The 25,439-nt window shown below is 41.5% G+C and carries 24 protein-coding genes and 1 tRNA gene; 4 read left to right on the top strand and 21 right to left on the bottom strand.

The window, feature by feature from the left end; genetic code table 11:
- Positions 1-183 precede the first annotated feature (183 nt).
- The 7 genes from AAGA18_12095 to AAGA18_12065 form a co-directional block, all read right to left on the bottom strand.
- Positions 184-1,614 carry an NAD-dependent epimerase/dehydratase family protein gene (locus AAGA18_12095; GenBank protein ID MEM9446078.1) on the bottom strand — a complete coding sequence of 477 codons (1,431 nt, stop codon included), beginning with the start codon at positions 1,612-1,614 and terminating at the stop codon, positions 184-186.
- Between the two features lie 33 nt (positions 1,615-1,647).
- Positions 1,648-2,679, bottom strand: coding sequence for a cyclic nucleotide-binding domain-containing protein (locus AAGA18_12090; protein MEM9446077.1), 1,032 nt, complete (start codon positions 2,677-2,679; stop codon positions 1,648-1,650).
- A 36-nt stretch (positions 2,680-2,715) separates the two neighbouring features.
- Complete coding sequence (locus tag AAGA18_12085; GenBank protein MEM9446076.1) at positions 2,716-3,429, bottom strand: hypothetical protein; 714 nt, start codon at positions 3,427-3,429, stop codon at positions 2,716-2,718.
- The gene (locus AAGA18_12080) at positions 3,419-3,739 is read right to left on the bottom strand and encodes an iron-sulfur cluster assembly accessory protein (protein MEM9446075.1); all 321 of its coding nucleotides are present in this window, start codon (positions 3,737-3,739) and stop codon (positions 3,419-3,421) included. Before AAGA18_12080 ends, AAGA18_12085 begins: the two co-directional genes overlap by 11 nt.
- A gap of 77 nt (positions 3,740-3,816) precedes the next feature.
- Positions 3,817-5,631 carry a LamG-like jellyroll fold domain-containing protein gene (locus AAGA18_12075; GenBank protein MEM9446074.1) on the bottom strand — a complete coding sequence of 605 codons (1,815 nt, stop codon included), beginning with the start codon at positions 5,629-5,631 and terminating at the stop codon, positions 3,817-3,819.
- Positions 5,632-6,041: 410 nt separating this feature from the next.
- Positions 6,042-7,115: a polyprenyl synthetase family protein gene (locus AAGA18_12070; GenBank protein MEM9446073.1), complete on the bottom strand. Its 1,074-nt coding sequence runs from the start codon at positions 7,113-7,115 to the stop codon at positions 6,042-6,044.
- 356 nt (positions 7,116-7,471) lie between these two features.
- Positions 7,472-8,380, bottom strand: coding sequence for a serine O-acetyltransferase (locus tag AAGA18_12065; protein MEM9446072.1), 909 nt, complete (start codon positions 8,378-8,380; stop codon positions 7,472-7,474).
- Between the two features lie 208 nt (positions 8,381-8,588).
- Between AAGA18_12065 and AAGA18_12060 the strand changes: the two genes are divergently transcribed.
- Positions 8,589-8,798: a hypothetical protein gene (locus AAGA18_12060; protein ID MEM9446071.1), complete on the top strand. Its 210-nt coding sequence runs from the start codon at positions 8,589-8,591 to the stop codon at positions 8,796-8,798.
- Positions 8,799-8,867: 69 nt separating this feature from the next.
- Here AAGA18_12060 and AAGA18_12055 read toward each other — a convergent pair.
- Positions 8,868-8,941: transfer RNA gene (locus AAGA18_12055), tRNA-Asp, on the bottom strand.
- A 55-nt stretch (positions 8,942-8,996) separates the two neighbouring features.
- Here AAGA18_12055 and AAGA18_12050 point away from each other — a divergent pair.
- The gene (locus tag AAGA18_12050; GenBank protein ID MEM9446070.1) at positions 8,997-9,332 is read left to right on the top strand and encodes a YkgJ family cysteine cluster protein; all 336 of its coding nucleotides are present in this window, start codon (positions 8,997-8,999) and stop codon (positions 9,330-9,332) included.
- A gap of 19 nt (positions 9,333-9,351) precedes the next feature.
- Complete coding sequence (gene nadB, locus AAGA18_12045; GenBank protein ID MEM9446069.1) at positions 9,352-10,959, top strand: L-aspartate oxidase; 1,608 nt, start codon at positions 9,352-9,354, stop codon at positions 10,957-10,959.
- A 30-nt stretch (positions 10,960-10,989) separates the two neighbouring features.
- Here nadB and ftsH read toward each other — a convergent pair whose 3' ends face one another.
- The 12 genes from ftsH to AAGA18_11985 all read right to left on the bottom strand — a co-directional run bounded on the left by ftsH (position 10,990) and on the right by AAGA18_11985 (position 22,748).
- Positions 10,990-13,098 carry an ATP-dependent zinc metalloprotease FtsH gene (gene ftsH, locus AAGA18_12040; protein ID MEM9446068.1) on the bottom strand — a complete coding sequence of 703 codons (2,109 nt, stop codon included), beginning with the start codon at positions 13,096-13,098 and terminating at the stop codon, positions 10,990-10,992.
- A 67-nt stretch (positions 13,099-13,165) separates the two neighbouring features.
- The gene (locus tag AAGA18_12035) at positions 13,166-13,558 is read right to left on the bottom strand and encodes a hypothetical protein (GenBank protein MEM9446067.1); all 393 of its coding nucleotides are present in this window, start codon (positions 13,556-13,558) and stop codon (positions 13,166-13,168) included.
- An 8-nt stretch (positions 13,559-13,566) separates the two neighbouring features.
- A complete protein-coding gene (locus tag AAGA18_12030) occupies positions 13,567-14,934 on the bottom strand; it encodes a glycosyltransferase (GenBank protein ID MEM9446066.1) in 1,368 nt (455 codons plus the stop codon).
- A gap of 27 nt (positions 14,935-14,961) precedes the next feature.
- Positions 14,962-15,369, bottom strand: coding sequence for a flagellar export chaperone FliS (fliS, locus tag AAGA18_12025; protein MEM9446065.1), 408 nt, complete (start codon positions 15,367-15,369; stop codon positions 14,962-14,964).
- Positions 15,366-15,980, bottom strand: a complete 615-nt coding sequence (locus tag AAGA18_12020) for a hypothetical protein (GenBank protein MEM9446064.1) — start codon at positions 15,978-15,980, stop codon at positions 15,366-15,368. Before AAGA18_12020 ends, fliS begins: the two co-directional genes overlap by 4 nt.
- Before the next feature lie 11 nt (positions 15,981-15,991).
- A complete protein-coding gene (gene fliD, locus AAGA18_12015; protein ID MEM9446063.1) occupies positions 15,992-17,683 on the bottom strand; it encodes a flagellar filament capping protein FliD in 1,692 nt (563 codons plus the stop codon).
- Positions 17,684-17,806: 123 nt separating this feature from the next.
- Complete coding sequence (locus tag AAGA18_12010) at positions 17,807-18,979, bottom strand: chemotaxis response regulator protein-glutamate methylesterase (protein MEM9446062.1); 1,173 nt, start codon at positions 18,977-18,979, stop codon at positions 17,807-17,809.
- Positions 18,976-19,818 (bottom strand): protein-glutamate O-methyltransferase CheR, encoded by an 843-nt coding sequence (locus tag AAGA18_12005; GenBank protein ID MEM9446061.1) that lies wholly within the window; start codon positions 19,816-19,818, stop codon positions 18,976-18,978. The genes AAGA18_12010 and AAGA18_12005 overlap by 4 nt, the downstream gene beginning before the upstream one ends.
- Before the next feature lie 44 nt (positions 19,819-19,862).
- Positions 19,863-20,303 (bottom strand): response regulator, encoded by a 441-nt coding sequence (locus AAGA18_12000; protein MEM9446060.1) that lies wholly within the window; start codon positions 20,301-20,303, stop codon positions 19,863-19,865.
- 84 nt (positions 20,304-20,387) lie between these two features.
- Positions 20,388-20,918, bottom strand: a complete 531-nt coding sequence (locus tag AAGA18_11995; protein ID MEM9446059.1) for a chemotaxis protein CheW — start codon at positions 20,916-20,918, stop codon at positions 20,388-20,390.
- 122 nt (positions 20,919-21,040) lie between these two features.
- A complete protein-coding gene (locus AAGA18_11990; GenBank protein MEM9446058.1) occupies positions 21,041-21,844 on the bottom strand; it encodes a response regulator in 804 nt (267 codons plus the stop codon).
- Positions 21,845-22,217: 373 nt separating this feature from the next.
- Complete coding sequence (locus tag AAGA18_11985; protein MEM9446057.1) at positions 22,218-22,748, bottom strand: hypothetical protein; 531 nt, start codon at positions 22,746-22,748, stop codon at positions 22,218-22,220.
- Between the two features lie 527 nt (positions 22,749-23,275).
- Here AAGA18_11985 and AAGA18_11980 point away from each other — a divergent pair.
- The gene (locus AAGA18_11980) at positions 23,276-24,388 is read left to right on the top strand and encodes a methyl-accepting chemotaxis protein (GenBank protein ID MEM9446056.1); all 1,113 of its coding nucleotides are present in this window, start codon (positions 23,276-23,278) and stop codon (positions 24,386-24,388) included.
- A gap of 17 nt (positions 24,389-24,405) precedes the next feature.
- Here AAGA18_11980 and tsaD read toward each other — a convergent pair whose 3' ends face one another.
- Complete coding sequence (gene tsaD / locus AAGA18_11975) at positions 24,406-25,434, bottom strand: tRNA (adenosine(37)-N6)-threonylcarbamoyltransferase complex transferase subunit TsaD (protein MEM9446055.1); 1,029 nt, start codon at positions 25,432-25,434, stop codon at positions 24,406-24,408.
- Between the last annotated feature and the right edge of the window lie 5 nt (positions 25,435-25,439).

The raw sequence follows: 25,439 nt of genomic DNA, 5'->3' as shown, positions 1-25,439 counted from the left end.
CTGCACAATATAATCTCTTAAATTAACTAACATTATTTTATTACCTAAATATATAAACATTCTTTATTTTAATCGAAAGTTGATAGTATCAGCTCTAAAAGAACTCAAAACCTTGGGTTTTGTTGTTACAATCTATTTCAAAAGTCTAAAAATCTTAAAATTTTAGTGCTTTTTATAGGTGTGCTACTTTTTACTGAGGTGATTTGAAAAGCACTTCATGACGAATAGATGTGCGGGGGCTTGGGTTAGTCGATAAAAAAACCATGGTAGTGAAGGACGAAAATTAAAAATCGCGGCCATGGCACTTTTCCCGTCCGGGGTAGTTCTAAACTCTAATCGACCTGGCGGATAATTGTCATCCTCTTTGCTTTTGTGGGAGAGAAAACCTCCACTGATGTAGTAAAGGGCTCGATCAGTAGTAGATCTTTCTGCTGAGAAATTTAATTCTAGGAGAGCCCATGGAAGACCAGAGATATAGAATGCTAAGTTTTTTTCTGCGTCCACTTTGACTCGGATGAAAACTTTGAAAAATATAGGCAACCACCTTGCATATTCTTCTGCTACCCAGAAAGCATCGTGCCCTATGGGGAGAGGCATTCTCTGGATGGAGCAAACAGATTTTTTTTGTGCTAAAGACCAGTTTAGAGATAAAAGCTCTTGTTTTACGGATTCTTCATTTTTTTCTCTTTCTGCTCTCAGAGTATCCTCCACAGCTTTTTTGAATGGTGTTCTTTGGAATTGAGTTTTTTGGTGTAATAACCCATCTGTTACAATCATATCATGCCTTAGACTCTCAACGAGTGGAGTAATTAACTCTTTATGAGCTCCAGAGAATAGACGAACCCAAAGGATTGAAAGCTTTGTAGTCAGTAGTGGAATAGGAATAATAAGGCGCTTCTTTTTGAGCAAATCAGCGGTCTGTTGCATCATATCAGTATAGGTCATGACTTCCTTGCCTCCAATGTCGAAGCTTTGGTTATGATCGGGTGGCTGGTCAATACAGTACTTAATGAGTTTGATAACATCATCGAGACTAATTGGCTGTGTTTTCGATTGGGTCCATTTAGGGCATAGCATGATAGGTAGATGTGTCACAAGGCGCTGCATGATTTGAAAGGAGGAGCCTCCAGCCCCAATAATCATGGCTGCGCGTAGAGATGTTACTGGCACCCCGTAGTGTCCTAAGGCATGTTCTACCTCTAATCTACTTTCCAGATGTTCAGAAAGTCTTTCACCAGAGTCTGGAACAAGGCCTCCGAGATAAATGATATGCTTGAGACCCTTTTTATAGGCTGCTCGGCCAAAGTTATCGGCAAGGATTAGGTCCATGTCTTGAAAGCTGGCTTGTGTCAGTGGGGAAGGCAGCATGGAATGCACGAGGTAAATGCCAACATCAGCACCGTCGAGTGTTTTTTCAGTCTGTAATAAGGAGAAGAGATCGCACGACCTCCATAAAACATTAGGTAATGGCTTTTGTGGTCTTCGACTTAGTGCAATAACTTGATGGTGTTTTTTTAAGTGATCAATTAAGGCTTTTCCAACGAATCCGCCTGCACCAGCTATGACAACCGAAGGTGAATGTTGGCTACATTCTTCCATATTCAAATTTCCCACTTTTTACTCGTAAAGCAAATAGCTACTAAAAGACTAATGGAAAGAAAAGCCTTCTTTTTTCTGTTTGTGATAGGAGACTTGACTTGCTTTGATGAGTGCATCAACCAATTGGCAGAAAGTGTACTGAGATACCTCTAAGCGCAGCCAAAGGCTTTGTAAAGTCTGTGGGCTTTGCCCGGTAAGGCCCCAGATTTTTTCTGCAAGGATCGGATCTGGACATTCGGGATAGCTAAATTTTTCAGATAGTTGCTCAATAGTTAAGTCCATATTTCTACAATGATCCGGGAGGCGTTCATAGTGATCTCGGTGAGTCGCAGCTTGCATTAACATGTCCATGGTATCCATACCTATCTTGGTATCTTGCGCATATGTTTGGTTGATTTTTTCTTTTATTTCAAAAGCGAAGTGGCCTGAAAGATTTGCTTCTAGAATAATTTGCCAACAAGCCTCTAGACCTCTGAGATGGCGAAATTTAGCGTAAATTAATTGGCTATCTTGGAAAAAGAAGCTGCCAACGATTTCACTACTTTGATTACGGATCAGCAATTCACCTCTCTTCCCGCTGCTAGAGATTGTCTGAATGGTAGTGAGCATATCAAAATCATCAATGGTGCCACCCAGGTTAATACAATGGCTAAAGTAGCTGATTTGGTTCGCCATATCGCGAACACGGTGGGCGAGATGAATCGTCATGTAATAGCCTAAGGCAGGTATTGTCTTAAGTAAGGATTTAAACTTTTCACCATCTATCTTATAGAGGCGCACCTTCTCCATAGCATGTATTGTAGCAACTCTGGGTTGCTTGGTCAGGATACTGAGCTCACCAAAAAAATCTCCACGTGAGAGATAAGCAACAACTCTAGACTTATTTTGTTTCTGGGATTCGTATATGACTTCCACCACACCACTTTCAATTAGAAAAACGGCATCATTATGATCTGTTCCTTGTTCTATTACATTGCAATAACTGAAGAACCCAAGATCTTCAAAGCCCTCGGATATTTTTTGATGCTCCTCAGGATCTATGAGTTTTAGGTAACTAAAAAAGTCACAATAATTCCTCATAGGATGAGATTACATGATTACTTCAAAATGGAAGGCTTAATCTTTTAGCTTCTGAGAGGTAATAAATACAAAGAGAAGGCTCCAGGCTGCAACTGCAAGTACGCAAAAGGGCAGTTGAAGTGGGCTAGGAAGGCTGTAGATACAAAAGGTCATAGGTATCCAGTAGAGCCAACCAATTAGGAACACAGGCCCCATTCTCTTTAAAAAGTTATACCAGGTTATAGACACAAGAGTAGAGCGAAAGTTGAATTTTTTTTCCCATAGCGTGGTGGCTAGCATAGAAAAAGGGTGCATAATGAGGGGAGTAAAGACAAATTGATCCAGAGCGATTTTATAGATCACTATCTGTGGCTTTGTATCATGTCCAAAAAGGAAGGTTTGTAGTCTGTAAAAGAGATCAACCAAGAGCCCGCAGCATCCAAAGAAGCAAAAAAGAAAAAGTATCTGATTCATTTGTTTACGAGTAATTGAGGATATCATTCGTGTCATCAACTTAGCTAGCTCAGGTATAATGCTACCCGCTATAGCGAATGACAGGAAACCGAAGAAGTAACCACTGGTCTCTTTAAATTGAGCTATGATGTCGCAGATTTCTTGGAGTTCTGAAGATGAGTAGTAAGCGATTACAAGGAAAATACTACATAGCTGTATGCAGGCGAAAGGGCGGTAGTATTTTCTAACGGCGTCAATACCTGGCTGAACGATTAACTGATAAATAAGCTCAAGGGAGGAAGTAAGTCTATGCTTCAAAGGAGGTTCCACAACCACACGTTTGTTTGGCGTTGGGGTTATTAATACGAAAGCCAGTGTTGGTCAGTCCAGTGTTGTAGGAAATGGTGGAGCCTTTTAAGTATTTTGAGCTTTCTTCATCAAGAAAGACCTTGATTCCTCCGGATTCTATCATGGAGTCACCTGCTTGCTGGATATCAATTTTCATCTCATAAGAGAGTCCAGAGCAGCCTCCTTTTTCAATGTAAAGGCGAAGCCCTTTTTCCACTCTATCCTCTTCAGGAATGAGTCCCTTGATGTGTTCTACGGCGTCTTGCGTTATAGTTATCATATGTGAAAATAAACCTTAGTCTTTCTTTTATGTCAATAAAGAGACTACTGACTGTTTGGATTAGATCACAAGCAGGTTTACACCTGCGGTTGTTTCCGTTCTTTGACTGTCAGTTTCATTTTGATAAAGATTCCACCCACGATTAATACTAGTATGCCGAGTGAGCATATAATAGCTCCCATCAGGATACGTTTCTCTCTCACAGCTTCTTTCGTAGACTCAAGTAGAGCAATATCAGCAGGGTCGTCAAATACCTCAAGTCCTGGGACATTATTGGGTTTAGGTTGGAATGCTGCTTCAGATATTAGATCTTCTGCCTTATCCCATGAAAGATCGATCTCTCTAAGCATCTGATCTGACAGTGTAGGAGGAGCAGTAGGTGTGTAAGAAATCTCTGGCAGTGGCTGGTGGATAGTATTTTTCCCTATATAGATTCTGAAAATATTTTCCTCTGTTAGTGGAATGTCATAAGCTTTGACATTGTCAATAAATCCTTTGTAAGGAAATTTGATTTCTTCTTCAATTCTCACTCCACCTAAGAAAGACATATGATGATTTGCACTAATGGTGGTAATACCCTCTAGTTGCTCTGTATCAACTTTCTTACCATTAATGAATAGCGAGACTTCACCACTCGAAAACCGGTGGACTAAGTGAGTCCATTCGTTAAAGGAGACAGGAGATTTTAGGTTAACGGAGGTTTTCTCACCCTCCGCGGTAGTGGTAGTCGTGGTTCTGGCATTTAATTGATTGCCAAGGAGATAAACGATGAAGCCATTTTGCGGTCTACCATTTAGGATGATAGATTGCATATCATCACTTTTTTCTTCTGCCTTAAACCATAGTGAAAGGGTTCGGTAGCGGTAGCTGTATCTAAGTAAATCACTATCAGAAGTTTGGCGATCTGACGAAAAACAAACACTGCTTTCTAGGCTTCCATCAAAGTATAGAGTTGATTTCCTGATACCCTCTTCAAGAAATCGGTCAGGAGATATTTGAGGTAATGACCGGTTACTCATACTGTCTCTATTGTCTTCGAAATCAAAATATAGGATGGGTTCAATACTAGGGGGTATATTTGCTAGAGGACCAATAATTACTTGTTGTGAGGAAGTTGATTCTCTTGCCTTAGCTAAACTATGAGATGGAGGTAATCCTTGATAAAGGTTTTCAATAGCTTCATCATCTAAAGCTTGGTCGTAGATTTTCACTTCATCCATCAGGCCTTCAAATTCATTGATTACCATATTTTTCCCATTCTTTGGATTTGGCACCATGCTGCTACCCAAATGGATACTGTTTAATTTATGAGCTAATTCGATTATACCAGGCTCTCTAGCTTTTTTGGCGTTTAAAAATAGTGAAGTCTCCGCAGTCTTTTCACCATTCAAGAACAGAGAAATGAATCCTTGGTCAAAGCGGTAAACAATATGATTGAGTATGCTTTGATTAAATGGAGACTGAAGGGTGACTTCGCTTTTAGTGAGATCTTTTCTGTGATTATTTACTCTAAGATTCAGTGTGTTTAGAGCAGTGAAAAGATGTGAACCTCTATTGGGTTTATTAATTTGAATAAGCGTTTGCTTGCCTTCATCTCCTTGGAATGATTTAAACCATAATGAAATCGTAAATCTATGGGGTCTGGAAGGAAATACATCCCTTATCAATCTTTCACTGTTGATGTGAGTTCTTAGTTTATCATCCTTTCGAAAAAGCATCGCTCTAGAATTATTTATTCCACTATCCGAAAAATACTGATCATCAACAGGACTGAGGTTTAGTTTGCCAAATGAGTCCATAGTATGTCCGTCAAAGGACCAGTGGATAACTGGTGATGGAACATTGCTCGAGTTATTGGGGCGATTATCTCTTGCGTTTGAGACGGAGTTCATCTCTACACCAGATACAAAATGATTAATTGTTAGGAGACTGAACAATATGAAAATATATACACGCCTGCATCGAAAATGAGTAGAGGTACAGCAGTGAGCTATCATAGCAAGCATGACATTTTAAATATCGATTAAGAGACTTCATATTTGAGAGTAAAATGCGTAAATCAAGCAACAGGGTGAGCATTAGATCTCCTAATATCTAGGCAAATGACAAGGAGGTATCCTAAGGCTCTGTATGAAGCATTAAGACAAATAGAAATATCACGCAGATCTTCAACCAGTGTTCCCCGTTGCTTGCTGCGCTGGTAATAGCAGGACAGAGTTCATAAATGTACAATACTCACTATGATAACCGTATTCCGTATATAGAAATATGGTAAGGATGTGTTGCTTGATGAAGGATAACTTTATCTGCTCATTTGATCTTTGATGCGATGGGTAATTTTAGTTAGGCTGACGATTTCTTCGTGGGAAAAACTAGAGTTAAGTTTAGTTTCAGCCGACAGAAAGAGCTCATCACAGAGTTCTTTGAGATAATTTACTGCTTCAGACCGATTGATTAGATCTTTAATTTTAGCAATGGTAGCATCATTTCGAGTGGGTTGAGCTAGACACATTTGCAAGAAGGATCTGTCGATTTCGTTCAGGCGTTCATAAGCTTCGCAAAGAAGAAACGTTTTCTTACCCTCTAGGATATCGCTTGAAAGAAGTTGGTCATTTGCGTCGAAATGACGGAATTCTTGTAGATCATTGAGAATTTGGAACGCTAGGCCCGTGGGCTTAGCGAAATCGTTTAGCGCTTGCAGTTGTTCTTGAGTAGCTTCACACAATAGTGCCCCCATCATGCAAGGAGCTTCAAAAGTATAGCGAGTTGTTTTAAGATGATACATAAGCATGATATCTTCTCTTTTAACCTTTTGAATATCTTTTGTGGCAAGTAGAATATCATAAATTTCTCCTGCGCCAGTATCTGTTGTGTAACGTAAGAATAGAGAAATAAGATCCGTCTTCAGACGAGGAGGAAAATCAGTTGTATTGAGGGTTTCAATAGCTAGAGCAAAAATGATATCACCAACCACTATGGCAACATTTTCTCCTACACGAGGGCCATCCTGAATGCGATTAAGCTTTTCCTCAACGAGCTTATGGAAAGTTGGGAGACCTCTTCTACGGTCGGAGCGATCAATGACATCGTCATGAATAAGGATGAAGGTGTGTAAGAGCTCCAAGGAAATGGCGACAGCAGTCAAAGACGGGTCGTTGAGTTGGCGTGAGCCTCCAAGCGTTCGGTAGGTATGAAGTAGAAGTAGAGGCCTGACTCGCTTACCTTTGCGACCAACGTATTCGCACATATGAAAATAGATTGACTCAAAAAACTCACCGTACTCGTAATCATTTTTTTTCTTGGCCAGAAAGTCTTGGAAGAATTGTTCGAAATTGATCTGTGCTTGCTCTAGATCCTGGGTTGCTGGCGCAATCATAAAATGAAACTACCCTTTAACCCGAATTATGCAATAGAGACTTAAAGATCCGTGTAAGATCTTGGCTCCAAGAAATATAGAGTCATTTAGAGGGGCTACGTTTTTGAGTCCCATATTTTTAATCCATCTGGATTGGTGCTCCGCTCACTTAATAGCTTCTCTTTCGTTTGCTTCTAAAAGCAATGCTCAAACAGTGTTTGATAAATCTTTATTGACTCCCCTTTTTTCTAGCTCAAGGGCTTAAGCATCTCGCCCAGATTCTGTGATATCATGCGTATGTAATTTGTTTCTATGCCAGTAGGAAGAAAAATATTGAAGGGTCATCCAGCTGTAGATTTCCTGCTTACTATTCAGCTTTAAGCGTTCGCTGGCTTCATAGATGTTTTATCTTGAACAACGACAGAGCCTTTTTCGTAAGTCACAAGGCTATGAGCTGGTACAGAATTAAGAATAAATACATTACCTCCCACGGTGCTATGTGAACCGATGACTGTTTCGCCACCCAAGATAGTGGCTCCTGGGTAAATTGTGACATAATCTTCAATGGTGGGGTGACGCCTGAGGCCACGCAGCCGCTGACCTCCAGATGTAGAACGAGCTCCCAAAGTTACGCCATGATAAATTTTAACATGATGCCCTATGACACATGTCTCTCCTATGACGACACCAGTTCCATGATCTATAAAGAAATAGGAGCCAATTTTAGCGCCAGGGTGTATATCTATACCTGTGCGGCTATGTGCCCATTCTGTCATCATACGAGGGATCAGAGTAATTCCTAGCTGATCTAAGACATGAGCCATACGTTGTATAGAAATAGCTTCAATACAAGGGTATGCTAGTATGATTTCTTCGTAACAGGATGCTGCAGGATCTCCGTCAAATGCTGCTTCAACATCAGTAGAGGAAATTTGGCGAAGTTCGGGTAGCTTTTGTAGGAAGTTGCATGTCAAGTCTTTGGCCTTTTGATTGTAATCCCCAAGTAGCTCACCTTCGGGAGGTGAAAATTCCAGACTCTTAGTAATCTCTAGTGAGAGGACCTGGTGAAGATGAACTATTTTGTTCGTAGTGATAGCTTCCGCAGAGCTCGAACGGATAATCTCGTTGCAATAATAGCCTGGGAAAAGGAGCTCAAGGAGTTGGCAACAGATATCTTTGATAGCACTCTTGGAAGGAAGGTTAGCATTATCAATGTTATTAATACCACCTACTCTCTCATAGGAGTCTAGTAGCTGTTTTGCTAAGGCTTTGGGTGGACTGGCCATTGTATGATACTAGTTCCTTTATCTAGGAAAGCAAACCTATCATATGAACCTACATACAGCGAGAGTCTAGAAATGCAAAATTGTATGCTCGACCTTCTTGTTATAAAAGAAGTTCTAGAAGTCTTTTTCTTTTAATCCAGGGATATCCTATCTTATATTAAAGAAGTCGTATAGTTGGGCAATAGTCTGCTAGGAAGTGGAAATTGATATGTACGTTGAGATAGATAATTTAACGCCAGAGCAGATGCAACGATTGATTTATTGTGCTGTCGTATTCTTTGGTATTTTAACCTCTCTTGTCGCGATCAAACTTTACAGAGCTGTAAAAGGACTTGATGCTCCACGTTGGGGGGCCTTGATGTATGCTATTGCCTTTCTTGGGCCAGTTATTATATTTCTTTACCTAGCGTTTATGTAATTAGAATAATCTATTAAAGATGAGGATCTTTCTAAGTAAGGGCTTAAGGGCTATCTCTACCTAGAGGTCCGGAGCTGACGGGACTCGAACCCGCAACCCCTGCCGTGACAGGGCAGTGCTCTAACCAATTGAGCTACAGCTCCTTTTCTTTTTCCTTTGCAGAAATGGGAATGAGAAGATAGTGATAAATAGATACCCATGCAAGTTTTTTATCAATGTCAAAGATGTGGAAATTGTTGCCGTTGGCCAGGACAGGTCACACTTAAAGAAAGTGATCTCGATCGGTTAGCAGAATACCTTAATATGCCAGTCTTGGAGTTCACAAAACGTTACACGGATTTGCATCCTTCTAGGCAATGCCTAATCCTCAAAAATAAAGTAACACATGAGTGTGTCTTCTTGGACGGTAAGAATCATTGTGTTGTCAATCAAGTTAAACCACATCAGTGTTCAGGTTTTCCCAATACTTGGAATTTCCTAGGCTGGCGGGATATGTGCGAGTCCATACCTGTAGAAGCTATAAAGAAAGCATGATGTAGAGTAAAGTTGGTAGATGAGTAGATCTTTTGATTTTATTATTTTAGGCAGTGGAATTGCGGGGTTGAGTTTAGCACTGAAGCTCGCAAAACACGGCAAAGTTGCAGTCGTAACAAAGAAAAACCGCAGGGAATCCAACACGAACTATGCTCAAGGAGGAGTTGCCTGTGTAACTTCTGAGGAGGACTCGTTCGAACTCCACATTCAGGATACCTTAAGAGCTGGAGCTGGCTTATGTAATGAAACGGTAGTAAGAGATGTAGTGGCGGATGGTCCTCAGCGTATTCAGGAGTTGATTGATCTTGGGGTGCGTTTTTCGGAGCGGGATAATGTCACGGCAAAGGAGAAAGGCGCGTTAGATTTAGGTAAAGAGGGGGGGCACAGCAAGAGGCGAGTCCTACATGCTGCCGACATGACAGGCAAAGAGATAGAGCGTGCTCTCATCAAAGCAATCGAACTAGATGAACGAGTTGAGGTATTCGAAAATTATTTTGCTATCGATCTTCTTGTAAGTGATAAGCTGGGTCTTTCTGGAGAAAAGCGGTGTGTAGGTATCTATGTGTTCGATCCTAAAAGTAGAGTGGTAAAAACTTTTTTATCTTCTGTGACCATATTGGCTACCGGTGGTTGTGGAAAAACTTATTTATATACTTCTAATCCTGATATTGCGACAGGAGACGGAGTGGCAATGGCTTTTCGGGCAGGTATTCCCATTGTAAATATGGAGTTTATCCAGTTTCATCCTTCCTGTTTGCATCACCCATTAACGAAATCCTTTCTCATATCAGAAGCTTTGCGTGGGGAAGGGGCTAAATTGGTAAATAAACTGGGGCTTGAATTTGCTTTCGATTACGACGAAAGGGGATCCTTGGCCTCGCGCGATATAGTAGCAAGGGCAATTGACGCCGAGATGAAGAAATCTGGCGCAGACTGTGTGTATTTGGATATAAGGCATCGTGGCAAAGACTTCATTGAAACTCGTTTTCCGAACATCTATTCCTATTGTCTTAGAAATGGAATTGATGCATCTAGTGAGCCTATTCCTGTAGTACCTGCAGCTCACTATCAGTGTGGAGGCATCCAGGTAGATGTGAATGGAGCAACTACTCTACCTGGGGTATTTGCCATAGGAGAAGTGGCTCACTCCGGTCTACATGGTGCAAATCGGTTAGCAAGTAATTCATTATTGGAGGCCCTTGTAATGGCACACCGATGTCACGATCTTGCCGTAGAACAGGCCAAGAATAAGGATGATGAGCTCCAGGTGACAGATTGGGAGGAAGGTGATGCTGATGATCCTGATGAGAGGGTTGTCGTTTCCCATAACTGGCGCGAAATTAGACAGTTGATGTGGGATTATGTAGGTATTGTAAGAACAAATAAGAGACTAGAGCGTGCTAAAACTAGGTTGGGAATACTCAATCAGGAGATCCAAGCATATTATTGGGACTTCAAGGTGGCTGTTGATTTGCTTGAACTGAGGAATCTAGTGCATACCTGCTCGATTATTGTAGAATCAGCTCTCCAGCGTAAGGAAAGCCGAGGTCTTCATTACACGCTTGATTATCCCCAAACATCAGCTAAGGCCAAAGATACAATTATTCATGATATTGATTGGCTGTAAGCTGAATGTCTTGAGAAAAATTCGGGGGCATTAGGCTCCAGCAGGTGCACCCTCAAGACCTGGTAGGACGTCGTCATCTGGTCCTGATGCGGACGATTTCTCCTTAGATTCCAATGGTTCTTTGGGTAATGGCGTAGCCGGGGGATCCGGGTTCTTAGGTGGCGGGTTTTTAATTTCGCCAAATTCCACAATTTCCTCAATGTGTTTTCCATCTAGTGTTTCGTACTCGAGCAGAGCTTTCGCAATCTGATCAACTTTGTCTTTGTTTTCTCTGATCATGCTCGATGCCTTATCGTAAGCAGAATTGACAAGATCTAGAACTTCTTTGTCGATGGATTGGGCGGTAGATTCACTGTAACCACGTGATTTCCCAATTTCCCTACCTAAAAAGACATAATCTTCATGATCTCCATATTCCACCATGCCTAGTCTTTCGCTCATGCCCCACTCGCATATCATTTTTCGAGCTATGGTAGTAACTTGACGGATATCTCCGGCGGCACCGCTACATACATCCCCTAAGAATACTTCTTCAGCAACCCGTCCCCCCATAGTAACACACATGAGGTCTAAAAGCTTAAGCTTGTAGTAGCTGATCTGGTCCTTCTCAGGAAGATACATAGCTACTCCTAAGTAAGGGCCTCGGGGGATAATAGATACTTTATGAAGGGGGTCTGTATTGGGAAGGATAACATTAAGTAGAGCGTGACCGGCTTCATGATAAGCAGTATTTCTTTTCTCTTCCTCTGTCATGGCCATAGAACGTCTTTCACGGCCCCAGCGCACTTTATCTCTAGCTTCTTCTAGATCAAATTGCTCAATCGACTCGGCATCACGGCGTGCAGCGAGAAGAGCAGCTTCATTGATTAGATTAGCGATTTCAGCGCCTGAAAAGCCGGGTGTACCGCGAGCGATTTTGCTGAGCTCCACCTTCTCATTTAGTTTTACTTTTTGAGAATGGACTTTGAGTATTTGTTCACGACCTTTGACGTCAGGCAGATTAATCATGACTTCACGGTCAAATCGGCCGGGGCGAAGCAAGGCTGGGTCCAAGACGTCTTTGCGGTTTGTAGCAGCTATAATGATGACACCTTCTTGTGTGTCTATTCCGTCCATTTCTACAAGCATAGCATTGAGAGTTTGCTCACGCTCATCATGGCCGCCGCCCAGTCCGTGACCACGGCTGCGCCCTACGGCATCAATTTCGTCAATGAAAATAAGGCAAGGTGCTGATTTACGCCCCTGTTCGAACATATCACGAACTCTGGATGCTCCCACACCGACAAACATTTCCACGAAATCAGAACCGCTTATCCCATAGAAGGGGACATCAGCTTCTCCGGCAATAGCTTTAGCAAGAAGGGTTTTTCCTGTCCCTGGTGGGCCGACCATCATAACTCCTTTGGGGATTTTTCCACCCAAGCGTTGGAACTTTCTGGGGTCTTTAAGAAATTCCACAATTTCCTGAACTTCTTCTTTGGCTTCGTCGACGCCAGCAACGTCTTTGAAAGTAATCTTATTTTTCTCCTTATTCATCATCTTGGCCTTACTGCGCCCAAAGTTGAATGCAGATTTGCCTGCCATTTTGATTTGCTGGCGAAAAATAAAGTACATAAGCACGATGAATAGGATAAATGGCAACACGCTGAAGAAAGCCTGCCAGAATTGGTCATGGTTGTATTTATGGGGAAGATTTTTAATGTTGCTCTCAGCTATGGCCTTTTCTAGTTTTTCGCCTTCCAGGTCAAGAATTACATAGGTGCGAAATTTCTTGTAACGGTCTTTTTCGCTGGTCGAGCCGGTATCAAAATTAGATATTTCAGTGATATAACGTCCTTGTAAGTAGGTAATCTGGTTAGCAGGTTCTTTGACAAGAGTGACATCCTTGATGCGTTCTTGTTGAAGCATGTTGTAAAATTGCGGTAGCTCCATCGTGGTTTCGCCGGCAGATGAATGCTGTTTATTCCAGTATAAGCATAAAATTAGAATAAATAGCAGTGAAGAAAAGAGCAGTAGACTTTTCCAGTTGCTTTGGTTGGGTGGGCGGTTATTTTTATTATCGTTACCCTCACCATTGGGGCCACGTTGAGGTGGCTTAGGCAATTTAGGCGAACGAGGTGACTCTTTATCTCTAGGCATTATCTGTCAAACTAACACAGCATCGAAAGCATTGCAACATCCTGAGTATCAAATAAGTGTTTGGTGTTTATTGGGATTCTCGAGGCTGAATAACGATTCGTTGGGTGAGGTTGTGATCACTTTCAACTCTAATTGATGGGTCTTTTTTATTAAGGTTGGCAATAGAATCGTCAAAGAGAGTGACTGCCTGAGCTCGAGAAATAATGTCACTATTATCCATGAGTTCGAGTCGTTCCCTATACTTGCGGAATTCGATCATAAGCTTTCCTCGAGTCATGAGTTGGATAACGATGCCCATGACATGCGTATTTGAATAGCCTATTCGTAGGATGTACTCCTCTAGCTTTTGGGCAAGACTGACCTGGCGGACACTGTCCTTAGTCACAGAAGTAGCATCTAGCAAGAACCTTGATTCATGAAGAATAAGCTCTTCAGCTGTTTTTGGGTATGCAACTCGCATAATAGGTATTACTCTTCCCCATTAAAATCGGCTCTATTTGAAGAAGATTGAGATAATTGACGTATCGAATGGGTGGAATGCTCATTTTCTCCACCGATCAAGTGGATGAGATAAGTTCTCAGTAATTGCTGCCACCGTTTGACCCAAGTGTGATTGTCCAAGAAATTTTGATAGGTGAGTTGAGTGGATGGACAGTCTTTCCATTCGTTCGTGGAAAGCTTCTGGCATAAGTCATTCTCATCCTGGCATAAGTAGATAGAGCTACGCTCTGGGAACAGTAAAGCAAGCTCAGGGCGAGAATCTGTAATTAGAGGGGCTTGGCTCGCAGCGCATTCGAAGACACGAAAGGGGATACCTCCTTGTATGGATTGAGGGTCGGTGAATTGCAGTTGAATCAGTCCTGATCGGTAAAGGGCGCTCCAGTCATGAGAAGAAATATCTGTTGTATCGTAAAATTTAAATTCAGCATTTCGGGGCAATGCGCTGCGAATTTCTTGTTCACAGGCATAGCTTTGTAAGTGATGGCCGCTCAAAACCGCGACGGGTCCTATATCTGATGCCGCAGATAAGCCTCTAAGCCTCACGATTCTTTTGCTCCACTGCCATAACAATTGATTCAGGCTATATTGATGATGAGGTTCTAGTAGCCAAGCCTGGGTCACGGTTTGCGACTTCATGGAGGAATTAAGAATAACCTGGTTGAAGGTTTCGTAAGGGCGAATAGGCCATGGCTCACAGCTAAGGGTCTCTATCGTTTCTTGCAAGCATCTTCGAATGGTGACGGGTAGGGCTTCTGCTTCATCTCTTAAGTTGATTTGAGAAGGAATCGTCCCTGTCATAACAGCAAATTCCTTTAGTTCCGGGTACAAAGGGCTGGCTTGCGGGTTGAACTGAGTAGGAGAAGCTGCCAGGTGTGTTGCTAGGGCTTGATGACCAGTGAATTCTTGCCACTTTTGCCTCCAGTATCCATCCCATATAAAACAAGTGACATGATAGTTCTTTTGCCAATCATTCCAAGTATCGGGAGATTCAAGTGTGAGGGGACTACGCATGAAGTCGTCATACCAAAAGGACCACTTTGGTATGTTTCGGAGCTTATCCATTCGTTTCCATAGGTTTGGGAAACATAGAGGTGAATCCATGATAAAAACAATGAGATCAGGGTCATAATCCACTGTTTCTTTAAGAATCTGGTCTTCAGCCTTTAATTGCTTTTTACTGTCACGCAGGAAGATTACTTCGCATATAGCGCCTGATTGAGTAGCGCCTTGGCGCAGGCCCTTGGTAAAATAGGTTTCGGTTTGATCTACTGATTCGACAAAGAGAATTCTTTCTAGAGAGCCTCGAGAAGAGTTATCAACTTGGGATTTAGCCATGGCTTTCAGGCCTCAGAGGCTATGAAATTATGCGGCTCTTGTTTCCTTATTAGGCTGATCATCGGGTTTAACTTCCGCTTCCCCCCAGGCGTCTCGAAGAGTTGTAATCATGGGAATAACATCTTCGATGTATTGAGCATTTTTCTGTTGGACAGCCTCGTTAAATTGACTGATGAAAAAGGCGTAAAGCTCAGACATACGAGAGCAGAATTCTTGGTCTACTTGGTGATCGAGAGATACATTCAATTCGGTTAGGATTTTATTGCAGCGTGTTACAGCCTCAGCAGCCTCAGTATTCGAAGTATTGGTATTCTCTTTTAGATTTTTAACTGCTCCTTCAGCAAAGCGTAGCAACCCATCATATAACATGATGATAAGTCCTGTTGGGGTTGCGGAATTAACCTGGCTTTCTAAATAGAGCTGTCTTGGATTCATGGAGAAGTCTGTTCTTTAGCAATGGGTTCTAACATCTTATGCTGGGTAAGTAAAAATTCACTAAAATTGGAAATCCATACGGATAAGCGTAATTCCAGGATATCTGAGAAAGCGACAACATCTGCCTTGCTAAGAGCTTTTTGAATATCATTCATGATGGCGTTTAGCTCTGTGAGGTTTTTCTCAATCAGGCTATCAAGTTGTTCGTCTGTTAGCAGGGGTGCTAAATTAGGCAAAAAACCTATTTCTTGTTTGAGTTTGTGACAGAGGCTTTGCCATTGTCTTAGCAATACTTCAGGTTCTTCCAGTAGGCTATCAGTTACTAGCTCATCGCAATCTTCTTCAATTCTTTTTAAGGAATCACAGTGTTCACCTACAGATTGATACAATGCTACAGCAACCGGGATGGACTCAATTTCAAGTGAAGAGTTGACATTAAATAAGCAGCGAGCTTCTTCAATTGTTTCAATAAGCTTGCCATCTATTTTACACTTTGAAATAGAACGATCTCGCTGCACTAACCATTGCATGATGAGCGAGCAGGCATCTTCGAAGTTGTTACTTGTCTTTGTTTCTATTTCAACTGTTTCAGAATCAATAATGACTTGCATAATTAGTACCTCTAAGTTGGTGGTAAACTAGATGATAGGATGCTTCCAAATGCTCCCGTCTGAGCTTGTGTTTGTTCCAGTAGGGCGAATTGAGATTCTAAAAACACCCTTTCAGCTTCCACGCGAGCCTCTGTTAGCTCTATTTCATCATCAATTCGCTGGATTTCATCATCAATAGCTTCCCGTCTGTTTTCAATAACATTTTCTATACCTGTAGCGTAGGCCTCTATCGTGTTTTCTATAGCATTTGCAATACCTGACTCAAAATCTGTAAAGAGACTGATAACCTCATCTAAATTGTCCCGTAAGGCATTTTCTAATGCGGTGCTATCGGAAAGAGTTACGGTGTTATCATCAGAGTTACTTTCTATTCCAAGGTCAAGAGCTGTGACAATGCTGGCGCCTGAAGTAGGGTTAATAGTGCTTAGAAAGGCGTCGCGTAGTTCTTGGGGGAGAAAAGTGAGGCTTCCTTCCGCAGAAAGTGTTCCACTATTAGTAATATCATTCGTATCGATTCTGATGTAACTGTCGACAAGGTTTTGAGTCCCATTGTATTGCTCAATGAGTGACTCAATATTGTTTCTGATGCCTGTCACATCTACATCAGTTGTTAGAGTTGTCGTGCCTGTTTCAATAGCATTAAAAGTGACTCCATTTTTACCTAACTCTAATTCAGTGAGGGTTTGATCTTGGCTTTCTCTTTCAGCGCCCCCATCTACTTTAAATTTGGTAGTTTGGCCTACTGCTAGTGTTCCGCTATTTAAATTGAGAGCTTCTACTAGATTACCCGTTGTTCCGTTGGCAACAGTGATACTATTTGATCCCCGGTCTTTGGCCGTAAAGATGACTTGGTCATTGTAATTGTCGTAGCTAGCAGCTACACCAGCGTTACTTAAGGTGATTCGGTCAAGCACATTTTGTAAGGTGTCCGTATCAGTATAAGAGACTTCTACACCATTAATCACAATAGATCCGCTAGATGTTAAACTTGCAGCTAAACTTTGTCCTGACAACGCAGAGCTTGCATTAATACGTCCTATAGAATTTGATGAAGTAATTGAAGTAGAGGCATTATTAAAAAGTTGAGCTTGTTGCAAAAAGTCACTTGTGCCTGAGGAGACAATCAAGGGCTGACTGCTAGAAGTTATGGTGAAAAGGCCTGTCCCTGATGCGTAGGCAATACTAATGGATTCACCTGCGTCGGTTAGTGCTTGATTGATTTTACCAACTAGACCGGTGGAGGCTCCGTCATCAAGTTGCTCTGTTCCATCGAGTGTTATTTCTACATTATTAATAGTAAAGGTTCCTACTGCAGTGCTTCCGAAAACATTTGAGACTGTGTCTGTAGCAGCTGGAATAGCACTAGATTTTCCACTGGTAAAAGTAGATGCAGTGGCAACTTGTGTGATTTCTAAAGAAAATGAACCAACTTCTGCAGAAGAGGTAACTGAAGCCGTGCCCACTGTCGATACAGACGTAGAGACAGTTCTAAGATCAAAATCGCTTGCGTCGTCGACTGATGACAGTTTGTCTTTAAGGCTTTCTAGACTACTGTCAACAAAGCCGTACGCTTCATCAGCAGTGTTGAGTTCAGATTTTTCTATTTCTAATAAATTAATGGGTATGCGATTGAGAGCTGTTAACTGGCTCACAATAGATGAGGTGTCTAGTCCACTAAAAAATCCGCCTACTGATATTGACATAACTTCCGCTTTTAGGTATCGGAAGTTGTTAATAACTAATTAGTAAAAATTTTTATTGTGCAGGCTGAGAAGTTGATCAAGAGGAAGAATATTCCGCTTAGGTAGATATAATTACCGGCTTTATCAGGCGACGGCTTTTTTTCTGCTCACAGCATGCATCAGTCTACTAGCCATATTATCAAGATGGACCATTTCTTTGGCAGCTCCGATTTCCTTGGCAACTCTAGGCATGCCATAAACAATACATGAATCTTCATGCTCAGCGAAAGTCATACAACCTGCGTTTTTAAGTTTGAGCAACCCATCTGCACCATCTTTACCCATGCCCGTTAATACCGTGGCTACGGAATGTTCAGGGTTACAGTTTACAGCTGAGGCAAAGAGAATATCCACAGCTGGCCGTTGATGCCAAACAGGTGCGCCTTGCTTTAGCTGAACAGAGTAACTGTTGTTTTTCCATTGTAACAGCATATGGTAATCTCCTGGCGCTATAAGGACCAATCCAGCGTGGAGCTTATCATTATCTTTTGCCTCACGTACTTCAAATGGACATATGCCATTGAGACGATTTGCTAATGCATTAGAAAAATAAGGAGGAATATGTTGGACAATAGCTATTGGTGGGATCGATGCAGGCATACGAGTAAGTACTTCTCTCAAAGCTTCTGTGCCTCCGGTTGATGATCCGATAAGAATAATCTGTTTTGAATTAAATTGATTGGGTGTGGTAGCGGCTGCAGGACGAGACGCAGATGATAAATTGACGCTAGAGGTTTGGCGGGAAGGCTGTAGGGCTTGGGTTGAATTTTGTGCATTAGATAAGTTTACACGCGATGTTTGCGCTGAGGGTGTGCTGGGTTTTTTTCCCATTAAGCCTCTATGGGCAGACATGCGAGCAGTGGCCGCCGCTTTTACTTTATCAATGAGTGTTTCTTTAAGAGCTCCTACTGAAAAACTGCCATCCGGTTTTGGCATGATATCAATCGCACCGAGTTGTAGTGCCTTTAAAGCATGTTCTGAGCCCTGTTGTGTCAAAGAACTCATGATGATTACAGGCATGGGCCTTTTCTCCATGATAATCTTGAGAAATGTGAGACCGTCCATTCTGGGCATCTCTATATCAAGGGTCAATACGTCTGGGTTATTTTTAAGCATGATCTCTCTAGCAATATATGGATCTAGCGCCGTCCCTATCACTTCGATTTCAGGGTCAGATCCTAAAACTTCTGATGTCATGCGCCTGACTACTGCAGAGTCATCTACTATAAGGACTTTTATTTTTTTATGAGTATTCATTGGGATGTTTCATTCTTTCGGTAAATGGCTGGCTTAACGACTTGAAATGGATGCCTAATATTGGTCAAACTTTCAGAGTGACCTATCATTAGATAACCACCAGGGCGCAAACTGTTATGAAGTTGATTCACTAACTGTTCTTGCGTCTCTCTATCAAAATAGATCATCACATTGCGAACAAAAATGACGTCGAAGGGCTTTTGAAAGGGATACCTTGATTGTAATAGATTAAGGTGGTGAAAATTTACTTTACTCCGCAAGGGGTCTTTTACACGGTAATAACCTGTCCATTTTCCCGTTCCCTTTTGAAAGAAATTGGCTAATTGATCTTTTCTAACTTCTTTTAAACGTTCTTCGGCGTAAATGCCTTTTCTAGCTTTATCTAGGACATTTGTGGAGATATCTGTCGCGTCAATAGTCCAGCAAAAATTTTTGTCCTTCTGCGAATATTCCTCTAAATGTACTGCAAGTGAATAAGGTTCTTCTCCTGATGAACTCGCACAACTCCAGACTTTAAAAGGTCGTTTGCCCGCTTTTTTGACTTGAGTGCTATGCCAAGGTAAGACCGAGGAATCCAAGAATTCAAAATGCTTGTATTCCCTGAAAAAGTAGGTGTGGTTTGTTGATATCGCGTCGATTAGATGTGTCAGTTCTGTTCCAGAATCGTCTGCTTGCAGAAATTTGAGATATTCTTGGTAAGACCCCTTTTGTGTTGCTCGAAGGCGTTTGCCGAGTCTAGAGCTAACGAGTTCTCGTTTATTATCACCTAAGTCAATTCGGCTTTTATCATAGATTAGATTCTTGATATAGGTGTATTCTTTGTCGGTTAAAGGCGTCATAGATAATTGAAGTGATAATTGTATATCGGCTTCAATTACAGTCACTACACTAGAAAAGATAGAACCTTTTGCGTGAGCTCATTGACTTGCACGGGTTTGGCAATAGCGCCAACGAAACCATAATCGGCATAATGGGTAATCAAGGGGTCCAGGGAAGCTCCACTACAGGCAACGACTTTTGCCTGAGGGTCTATTTTTATGATTTCATCAAAAGTTTCTTTGCCTCCAAGACCGTCTCCAACATTTATATCTAGGATGATAAGATCAATATGCATGCCTTCGTCCGTGAGATTTTTAAAAGTTTCTACTGCAGATTGGCCATTGTGGGCGATGTGGACATTGCAATTAATCCTTCCTAATGCACGGGTGAAGAATTTAGCAAGCAAAGGTTCGTCGTCCATCACAAGGACTTGTTTCTGGCTTTCTGACATACTTTTTGGAGGGAGGTTTGAAGACTTATGACTAGCCATTGTAAAATCGTTCATAATAATCTGGAGTCAAATTGTAAATTAGAGCTGTATAAGTGTATATGCCCCTTGGTTTGGTTCGCTATACATTTGAAATGTTAATTAAAAATCCATGAAAGCACTACTTTGGCCAACTAAATCCTCTGGCTCTAATATAGTGTCGATATCTAAAAGGGTTTTGACCTTATCTTTAATCTTAGCGATGGCTAGAATGTAATTTTGGTCGAGCTGGTTCCCAAAACTAGGAGCCTCTTCTATGGCTTCCCCAGAGATGTTGGTCACCTCCTCAACTGCATTCACAATAATGCCCATTTGGCTTGCAGAGCCCTCTTTACTAAGGACTTGAACAACGATGATACAAGCTTTGTTAGTTAGCTCTTGCATCTCTAAATTGAATTTGATGCGAAGGTCTACAATAGGAATAATTTTTCCTCGAAGGTTGATGACCCCCTTGATATGGGCTGGCATTTGAGGAACTTCTGTAACTTCTTGCATTCGAATGATTTCACGGACTTTGATAACTGCAACACCAAAAGATTCTTCTCCTAGAACGAATGTTAAGTATTTACCACTATACTCTTGAATATTAATCCCGGGCTCATTTATTGGAACATCTTCTTCTACAGTGGACATAGCGTAGTATATCGAACACCTAGACTTAGGCTTTAGCAATCAGTTTTAAAAATCTACCCCCTGTCACTTGTAACCAACATAGGTGGGTTAATTATAAGGATGAGGCATGAGAAATTAAATCGTTATGCGTAAGCATCCAAAGCAGAAAGAACGATTGATTTATCTGGGTGAGTATCATTCATCAACTCCCACTTTTCGGCGAAGTCTGTTGATTCAATATAGACCTTTCCTTTTTCAAAAAGGGTGTTGATTACGGGAATTAAATTATCTCGAGTATACTGCATTTCAACCATGAGTTCTTCTATTTTGGTAATAAGCATATTGACGCTTTTTATCATGAGACCTGAAGAATTCATTCGTCGAGTAATACGTAGACGAATGCTATTGACCTCATCAGAGGCCACATAGGACAAACTAGTTTCACTTTTGTGTAATGATTGGTTTATCTCACTGATGAGAACTTCATTTTCAAATGGCTTAGCCAGGTAGCGAATATTATTTACGGAGCTTCGGTTCAAATAGGACTCTTCGTTTTTATCGATAATGCCGCTCATGAAAATGATCGGTATTTCCGCCGTGTCAGGATTTGAGTGTAAGATGTTCATCATCTCGCCTCCATCCATATCCGGCATGCCTATATCGAGAAGGATTAGGGAGGGTTTCTTTGAGGAGCATAAATTCAGAAAAGCTTTACTATTGGTTGCTGACATTGTCTTGTAATGGTTAGCTTGCAGAAATTGGTCCAGGTATTTTACAAGGCTTCGGTCGTCATCCAAGATGCCAACTATGTCTCTTCGGTCAGCCTCCGCAGCCCTTAGTATACGAGAATAAAGAGAGATAAGCTTTAGCCTCGATTCTTCATCTTTGCCGCAATGGCGAATAGTTTCCAAAATCTCTTTTTGTTCAGGTGAGGCATTACTATCCATAGATTTTAATCTTCTCAATTTAGCTCGGATGATGCACGAGCAACTTAAAAAACTGATCGAGATTGTATCCCCAAGAAATATAAAATTTTTTAGAAGCATCACCTTTTGATATATCTTCTACAGTTCTTTTTTCCTTGTCGCTCAGGCTTTGCGTCATCTCATTGAATTTCCATTGCATAAATCGGGTTTAATTGATGATATTATTTAGTTCCCTTTGAGGAGGGACGGGTCTCCCCGCCCCTCTTCGAACGAGTGCCGAGACTCACCCGGTTATATAATGCTCGGCACTAACAGGACCTTATTACACCAGACCGGGAGCAAATTTGCTTTATTTATTAACCATTTTCAGTAGTTGTCTTAAGGTTTATCATGGTTACTTTGATGCGACATATGTAGAACGATTTAATTTAGCTGATTTTCCTGCTAAACCTCTGACTGTTTGGTGTGAAAGGACTTGAACTGTCTTTCCCCATTCATAGGATTGCACCCAGCTGCTAGGATCTTTCCCGCCTATCCATTTTGGTTTACGTGAGCGGTTATCCATAGCGAAGTAATCTCCTCGACTATCTCTATATACCACCACTGCGTGGCGCCCTTTTCCTTCGTGACGGCTTTTCCACTCATAAATGATAAGGTGGCTCTCACCTCCTGCAGTGGTCATACGATTATAGAGGTCTTTGGCAAATGGAAGACATGTGTTAAATCCTCCTTTACCCTTAATGTCGAATTTCATCGCAATCTTCCATGCGTCATCAAGGGCTGAGGCGCTGTTAGCATTAAGGAAGAATGTGGAAGCAGTAATGATTGCGACCGCTAAATTTCTAATAGAGTTTTGCTTGGTGGTTTTAACCGATGGCGTAAAAGCATCGGTTCCGGCTGGGTCATGATGTGTTGTCTTGTCCATATATAGAATATCGGTGATGGACAGAGCTGCAATACCATAGAAACTAATGGCAGCGGTTTTTAAAAAATTTGATGGGTTTAAGTGATTCCATATGAATGAATTACGTTGATTATTGTTTGCTAATTGGCGGTGCGATAAAGCATGTAATTTAGGGGTAATAGATGCTGGATTTAACTATTAAAAAGCTAGAAATTCTGGCGTTGAGCGGAAAAAATATACGTAGGACTAAGGCTTTTAAATAGCCTAAGGAACCTTTTACCTCTTTTTTTCCATGAGGCCTATATGCCCTTTCAGGGAAGTAGATGGGTAAAAATCAGGACAAAAGAGAATTTTATTCCCCTTTTAATATCCTTTAACCTGAGTTCTTTTTAGGAGTTTTGCAATTCTATCTATAAAATAGCTAAAGAAACTCAGTTAAGCATTCGAACTTAGAATAGGTAACGAAGCGGGGATATAGACCAATTTAAAGAAACCGATCTATTTAGTCAGTAAAATCTCCGAAATGATAAGCGCAGCGGAATCTAGATATGTTAACTGAAGAGAAGGAAATTAGTGATAGTAGTGCAAAAGCCAGGGCTGGAAAAAGGCGAAATGTCGATGCAAGTCCCGGCCGTATTTCAGTTTTAGCAAGCCTGATGGAGAAACAGATCAATGGCTCGATTAAAGCCATTGGCAATATTAATTTACAAACAAAATTGTTGGCCACAAACGGGCAAGTGGAAGCATCTCGGTCAGGGGAAAATGGTAGGGCTTTTTCTGTTATAGCAGAAGAAATGATTAGCTTAGCTGGAAAAACCTCACAAGTGGCACATGGCCTTATTTCAGAGACCAAAGCGGCTCTTAGTGAATTACTAGAGATTAGTGATGAATTAGGGAAGAGTGTTTTAGGAACGCGTTTGTCTGACTTGGCCTTGAATAACATTGATTTGGTAGACCGTAATCTTTACGAGAGGACTTGTGATGTGCGATGGTGGGCTACTGATAGCAGTGTGGTAACTGCGGCTGCAAGCGGTCAACCAGATGATTGTAACTATGCAAGCCGCCGTATGGGAGTGATTCTAGATGCTTACACAGTCTACTATGATCTTGTATTATGTGACACAAAAGGAAACGTCATAGCTAATGGGAGACCTAATGAATATGATTCTGTAAGAAAGAACCAAGCTGATGCAGAATGGTTTCAAGCAGTGATTAATTCTATCAGTGGAAATGAATATGGATTCCAATCGGTCCATTCTTCTGAGCTAGTCAATGGTGAAAATGTATTAATTTATTCCTGTAGCGTTAGGGAAGGCGGAGAAGCTACTGGTAGAATCGTAGGTGTCTTGGGAATTTTATTTAGATATGATGACCTAGCTCAAGTCATCGTCAAAAATACCTCACTAACAGAAGAAGAGAAAAAAATAACAAGAGTATGTTTTACCAATGGTGATAGGTTGGTTATAGCAGACACGCAGGACCGTATCCTGGAAGATACTGTTGACTTTGAGGGAGTTGTCAAAATGCTAAATTCATCAAAAAGTTATCAGATTGCTAAAGTTAGAGGTAAGGATTGTATCGTTGCCCATGCAAAAGCACCTGGCTTCGAAACTTATACCACAGGCTGGCACTCCTTTATCATTCAACAGATTGAAGTATAACAGGCTACCTTCATACCTTAGCTAGCTAGTTTTAAATTCGGATCAATATCTGTATCCCATTTTTGTAAAACTCCCTGCTGATGCTGTAACGCAGCAACAAGAGCAATCATAGAGGCGTTATCGGTGCTAAGATATGGAGCTGCCAGGACACACTTTATTCCCTTCCTAGAGGCTTCTTCTGCAAATGTTTGGCGGATTGCTTGGTTACAACTAACGCCACCGCTTAGGCTTACTGTAGTAAGATTTAACTCTTGGGCGGCTTTGAATGTTTTATGAATGAGTACATCAATCACAGCCTGTTGAAAGGATGCGCAAATATTGGAAAGGTGCTGCTTATCATGTGTCCAATGTGGGTTTTCATCTAAGTAAAGTTTGACTGCAGTTTTTAGACCGCTGAAGCTGAAGCTATAGTTAGGCTTATTTATCATAGCACGAGGAAAAGAAATAGAAGAAGCATCACCATTGCGTGCAAGCTCTTCGACCACGGGACCACCTGGATAAGGTAGATCTAGCATCTTGGCTACTTTGTCAAATGCTTCTCCTGCAGCATCGTCTCTAGTGGAACCTATGAGCTCATAATCTGATAGTGCTTTGACATGAATAATTTGTGTGTGCCCGCCACTGATGATTAGTCCTAAATGGGGGTAAATAGGAACACTGTTGTGAGATAAGAAAGCGGAAACGAGATGGCCTTCTAGGTGATTAATTCCTAACCAGGGGATTTCTGAGGCAATCGCGCAGGCTTTCGCAAAGCTTAAGCCTATCATTAAAGATGAAGCTAGGCCCGGCCCTCTTGTCACACCAATGAGATCGATATGGTGCCATTTAGTTTGTGCTCTTTCCAATACCTTATGTATCATAGGCCGGAGGTGAATGAGGTGCTGACGGGTGGCTAACTCAGGAACGACACCACCATAGGGCTGATGTATTTTTATCTGAGAAGAAACTTCCTGGTGGAGAATTTTCGGCAATTGTTGATTTTCATCAAAATCTAGGAGTGCAACAGAGGTCTCGTCACATGAGGTCTCAATACCAATAACTTTCATTAAAA

It is taken from the genome of Verrucomicrobiota bacterium (assembly GCA_039192515.1).
Taxonomy (GTDB): domain Bacteria; phylum Verrucomicrobiota; class Verrucomicrobiia; order Methylacidiphilales; family JBCCWR01; genus JBCCWR01.
Note: the sequence above shows the minus strand (reverse complement) of the source record. Positions and strands in the feature narration are given on the sequence as shown.

Coding starts and splice junctions, on each gene's coding strand:
- AAGA18_12090 (MEM9446077.1), bottom strand. CDS start 2,679: ATGAGGAATTATTGTGACTTTTTTAGTTACCTAAAACTCATAGATCCT.
- AAGA18_12080 (MEM9446075.1), bottom strand. CDS start 3,739: ATGATAACTATAACGCAAGACGCCGTAGAACACATCAAGGGACTCATT.
- AAGA18_12075 (MEM9446074.1), bottom strand. CDS start 5,631: ATGAACTCCGTCTCAAACGCAAGAGATAATCGCCCCAATAACTCGAGC.
- AAGA18_12070 (MEM9446073.1), bottom strand. CDS start 7,115: ATGATTGCGCCAGCAACCCAGGATCTAGAGCAAGCACAGATCAATTTC.
- AAGA18_12065 (MEM9446072.1), bottom strand. CDS start 8,380: ATGGCCAGTCCACCCAAAGCCTTAGCAAAACAGCTACTAGACTCCTAT.
- AAGA18_12060 (MEM9446071.1), top strand. CDS start 8,589: ATGTACGTTGAGATAGATAATTTAACGCCAGAGCAGATGCAACGATTG.
- AAGA18_12050 (MEM9446070.1), top strand. CDS start 8,997: ATGCAAGTTTTTTATCAATGTCAAAGATGTGGAAATTGTTGCCGTTGG.
- nadB (MEM9446069.1), top strand. CDS start 9,352: ATGAGTAGATCTTTTGATTTTATTATTTTAGGCAGTGGAATTGCGGGG.
- ftsH (MEM9446068.1), bottom strand. CDS start 13,098: ATGCCTAGAGATAAAGAGTCACCTCGTTCGCCTAAATTGCCTAAGCCA.
- AAGA18_12035 (MEM9446067.1), bottom strand. CDS start 13,558: ATGCGAGTTGCATACCCAAAAACAGCTGAAGAGCTTATTCTTCATGAA.
- AAGA18_12030 (MEM9446066.1), bottom strand. CDS start 14,934: ATGGCTAAATCCCAAGTTGATAACTCTTCTCGAGGCTCTCTAGAAAGA.
- fliS (MEM9446065.1), bottom strand. CDS start 15,369: ATGAATCCAAGACAGCTCTATTTAGAAAGCCAGGTTAATTCCGCAACC.
- AAGA18_12020 (MEM9446064.1), bottom strand. CDS start 15,980: ATGCAAGTCATTATTGATTCTGAAACAGTTGAAATAGAAACAAAGACA.
- fliD (MEM9446063.1), bottom strand. CDS start 17,683: ATGTCAATATCAGTAGGCGGATTTTTTAGTGGACTAGACACCTCATCT.
- AAGA18_12010 (MEM9446062.1), bottom strand. CDS start 18,979: ATGAATACTCATAAAAAAATAAAAGTCCTTATAGTAGATGACTCTGCA.
- AAGA18_12005 (MEM9446061.1), bottom strand. CDS start 19,818: ATGACGCCTTTAACCGACAAAGAATACACCTATATCAAGAATCTAATC.
- AAGA18_12000 (MEM9446060.1), bottom strand. CDS start 20,303: ATGAACGATTTTACAATGGCTAGTCATAAGTCTTCAAACCTCCCTCCA.
- AAGA18_11995 (MEM9446059.1), bottom strand. CDS start 20,918: ATGTCCACTGTAGAAGAAGATGTTCCAATAAATGAGCCCGGGATTAAT.
- AAGA18_11990 (MEM9446058.1), bottom strand. CDS start 21,844: ATGGATAGTAATGCCTCACCTGAACAAAAAGAGATTTTGGAAACTATT.
- AAGA18_11985 (MEM9446057.1), bottom strand. CDS start 22,748: ATGGACAAGACAACACATCATGACCCAGCCGGAACCGATGCTTTTACG.
- AAGA18_11980 (MEM9446056.1), top strand. CDS start 23,276: ATGTTAACTGAAGAGAAGGAAATTAGTGATAGTAGTGCAAAAGCCAGG.
- tsaD (MEM9446055.1), bottom strand. CDS start 25,434: ATGAAAGTTATTGGTATTGAGACCTCATGTGACGAGACCTCTGTTGCA.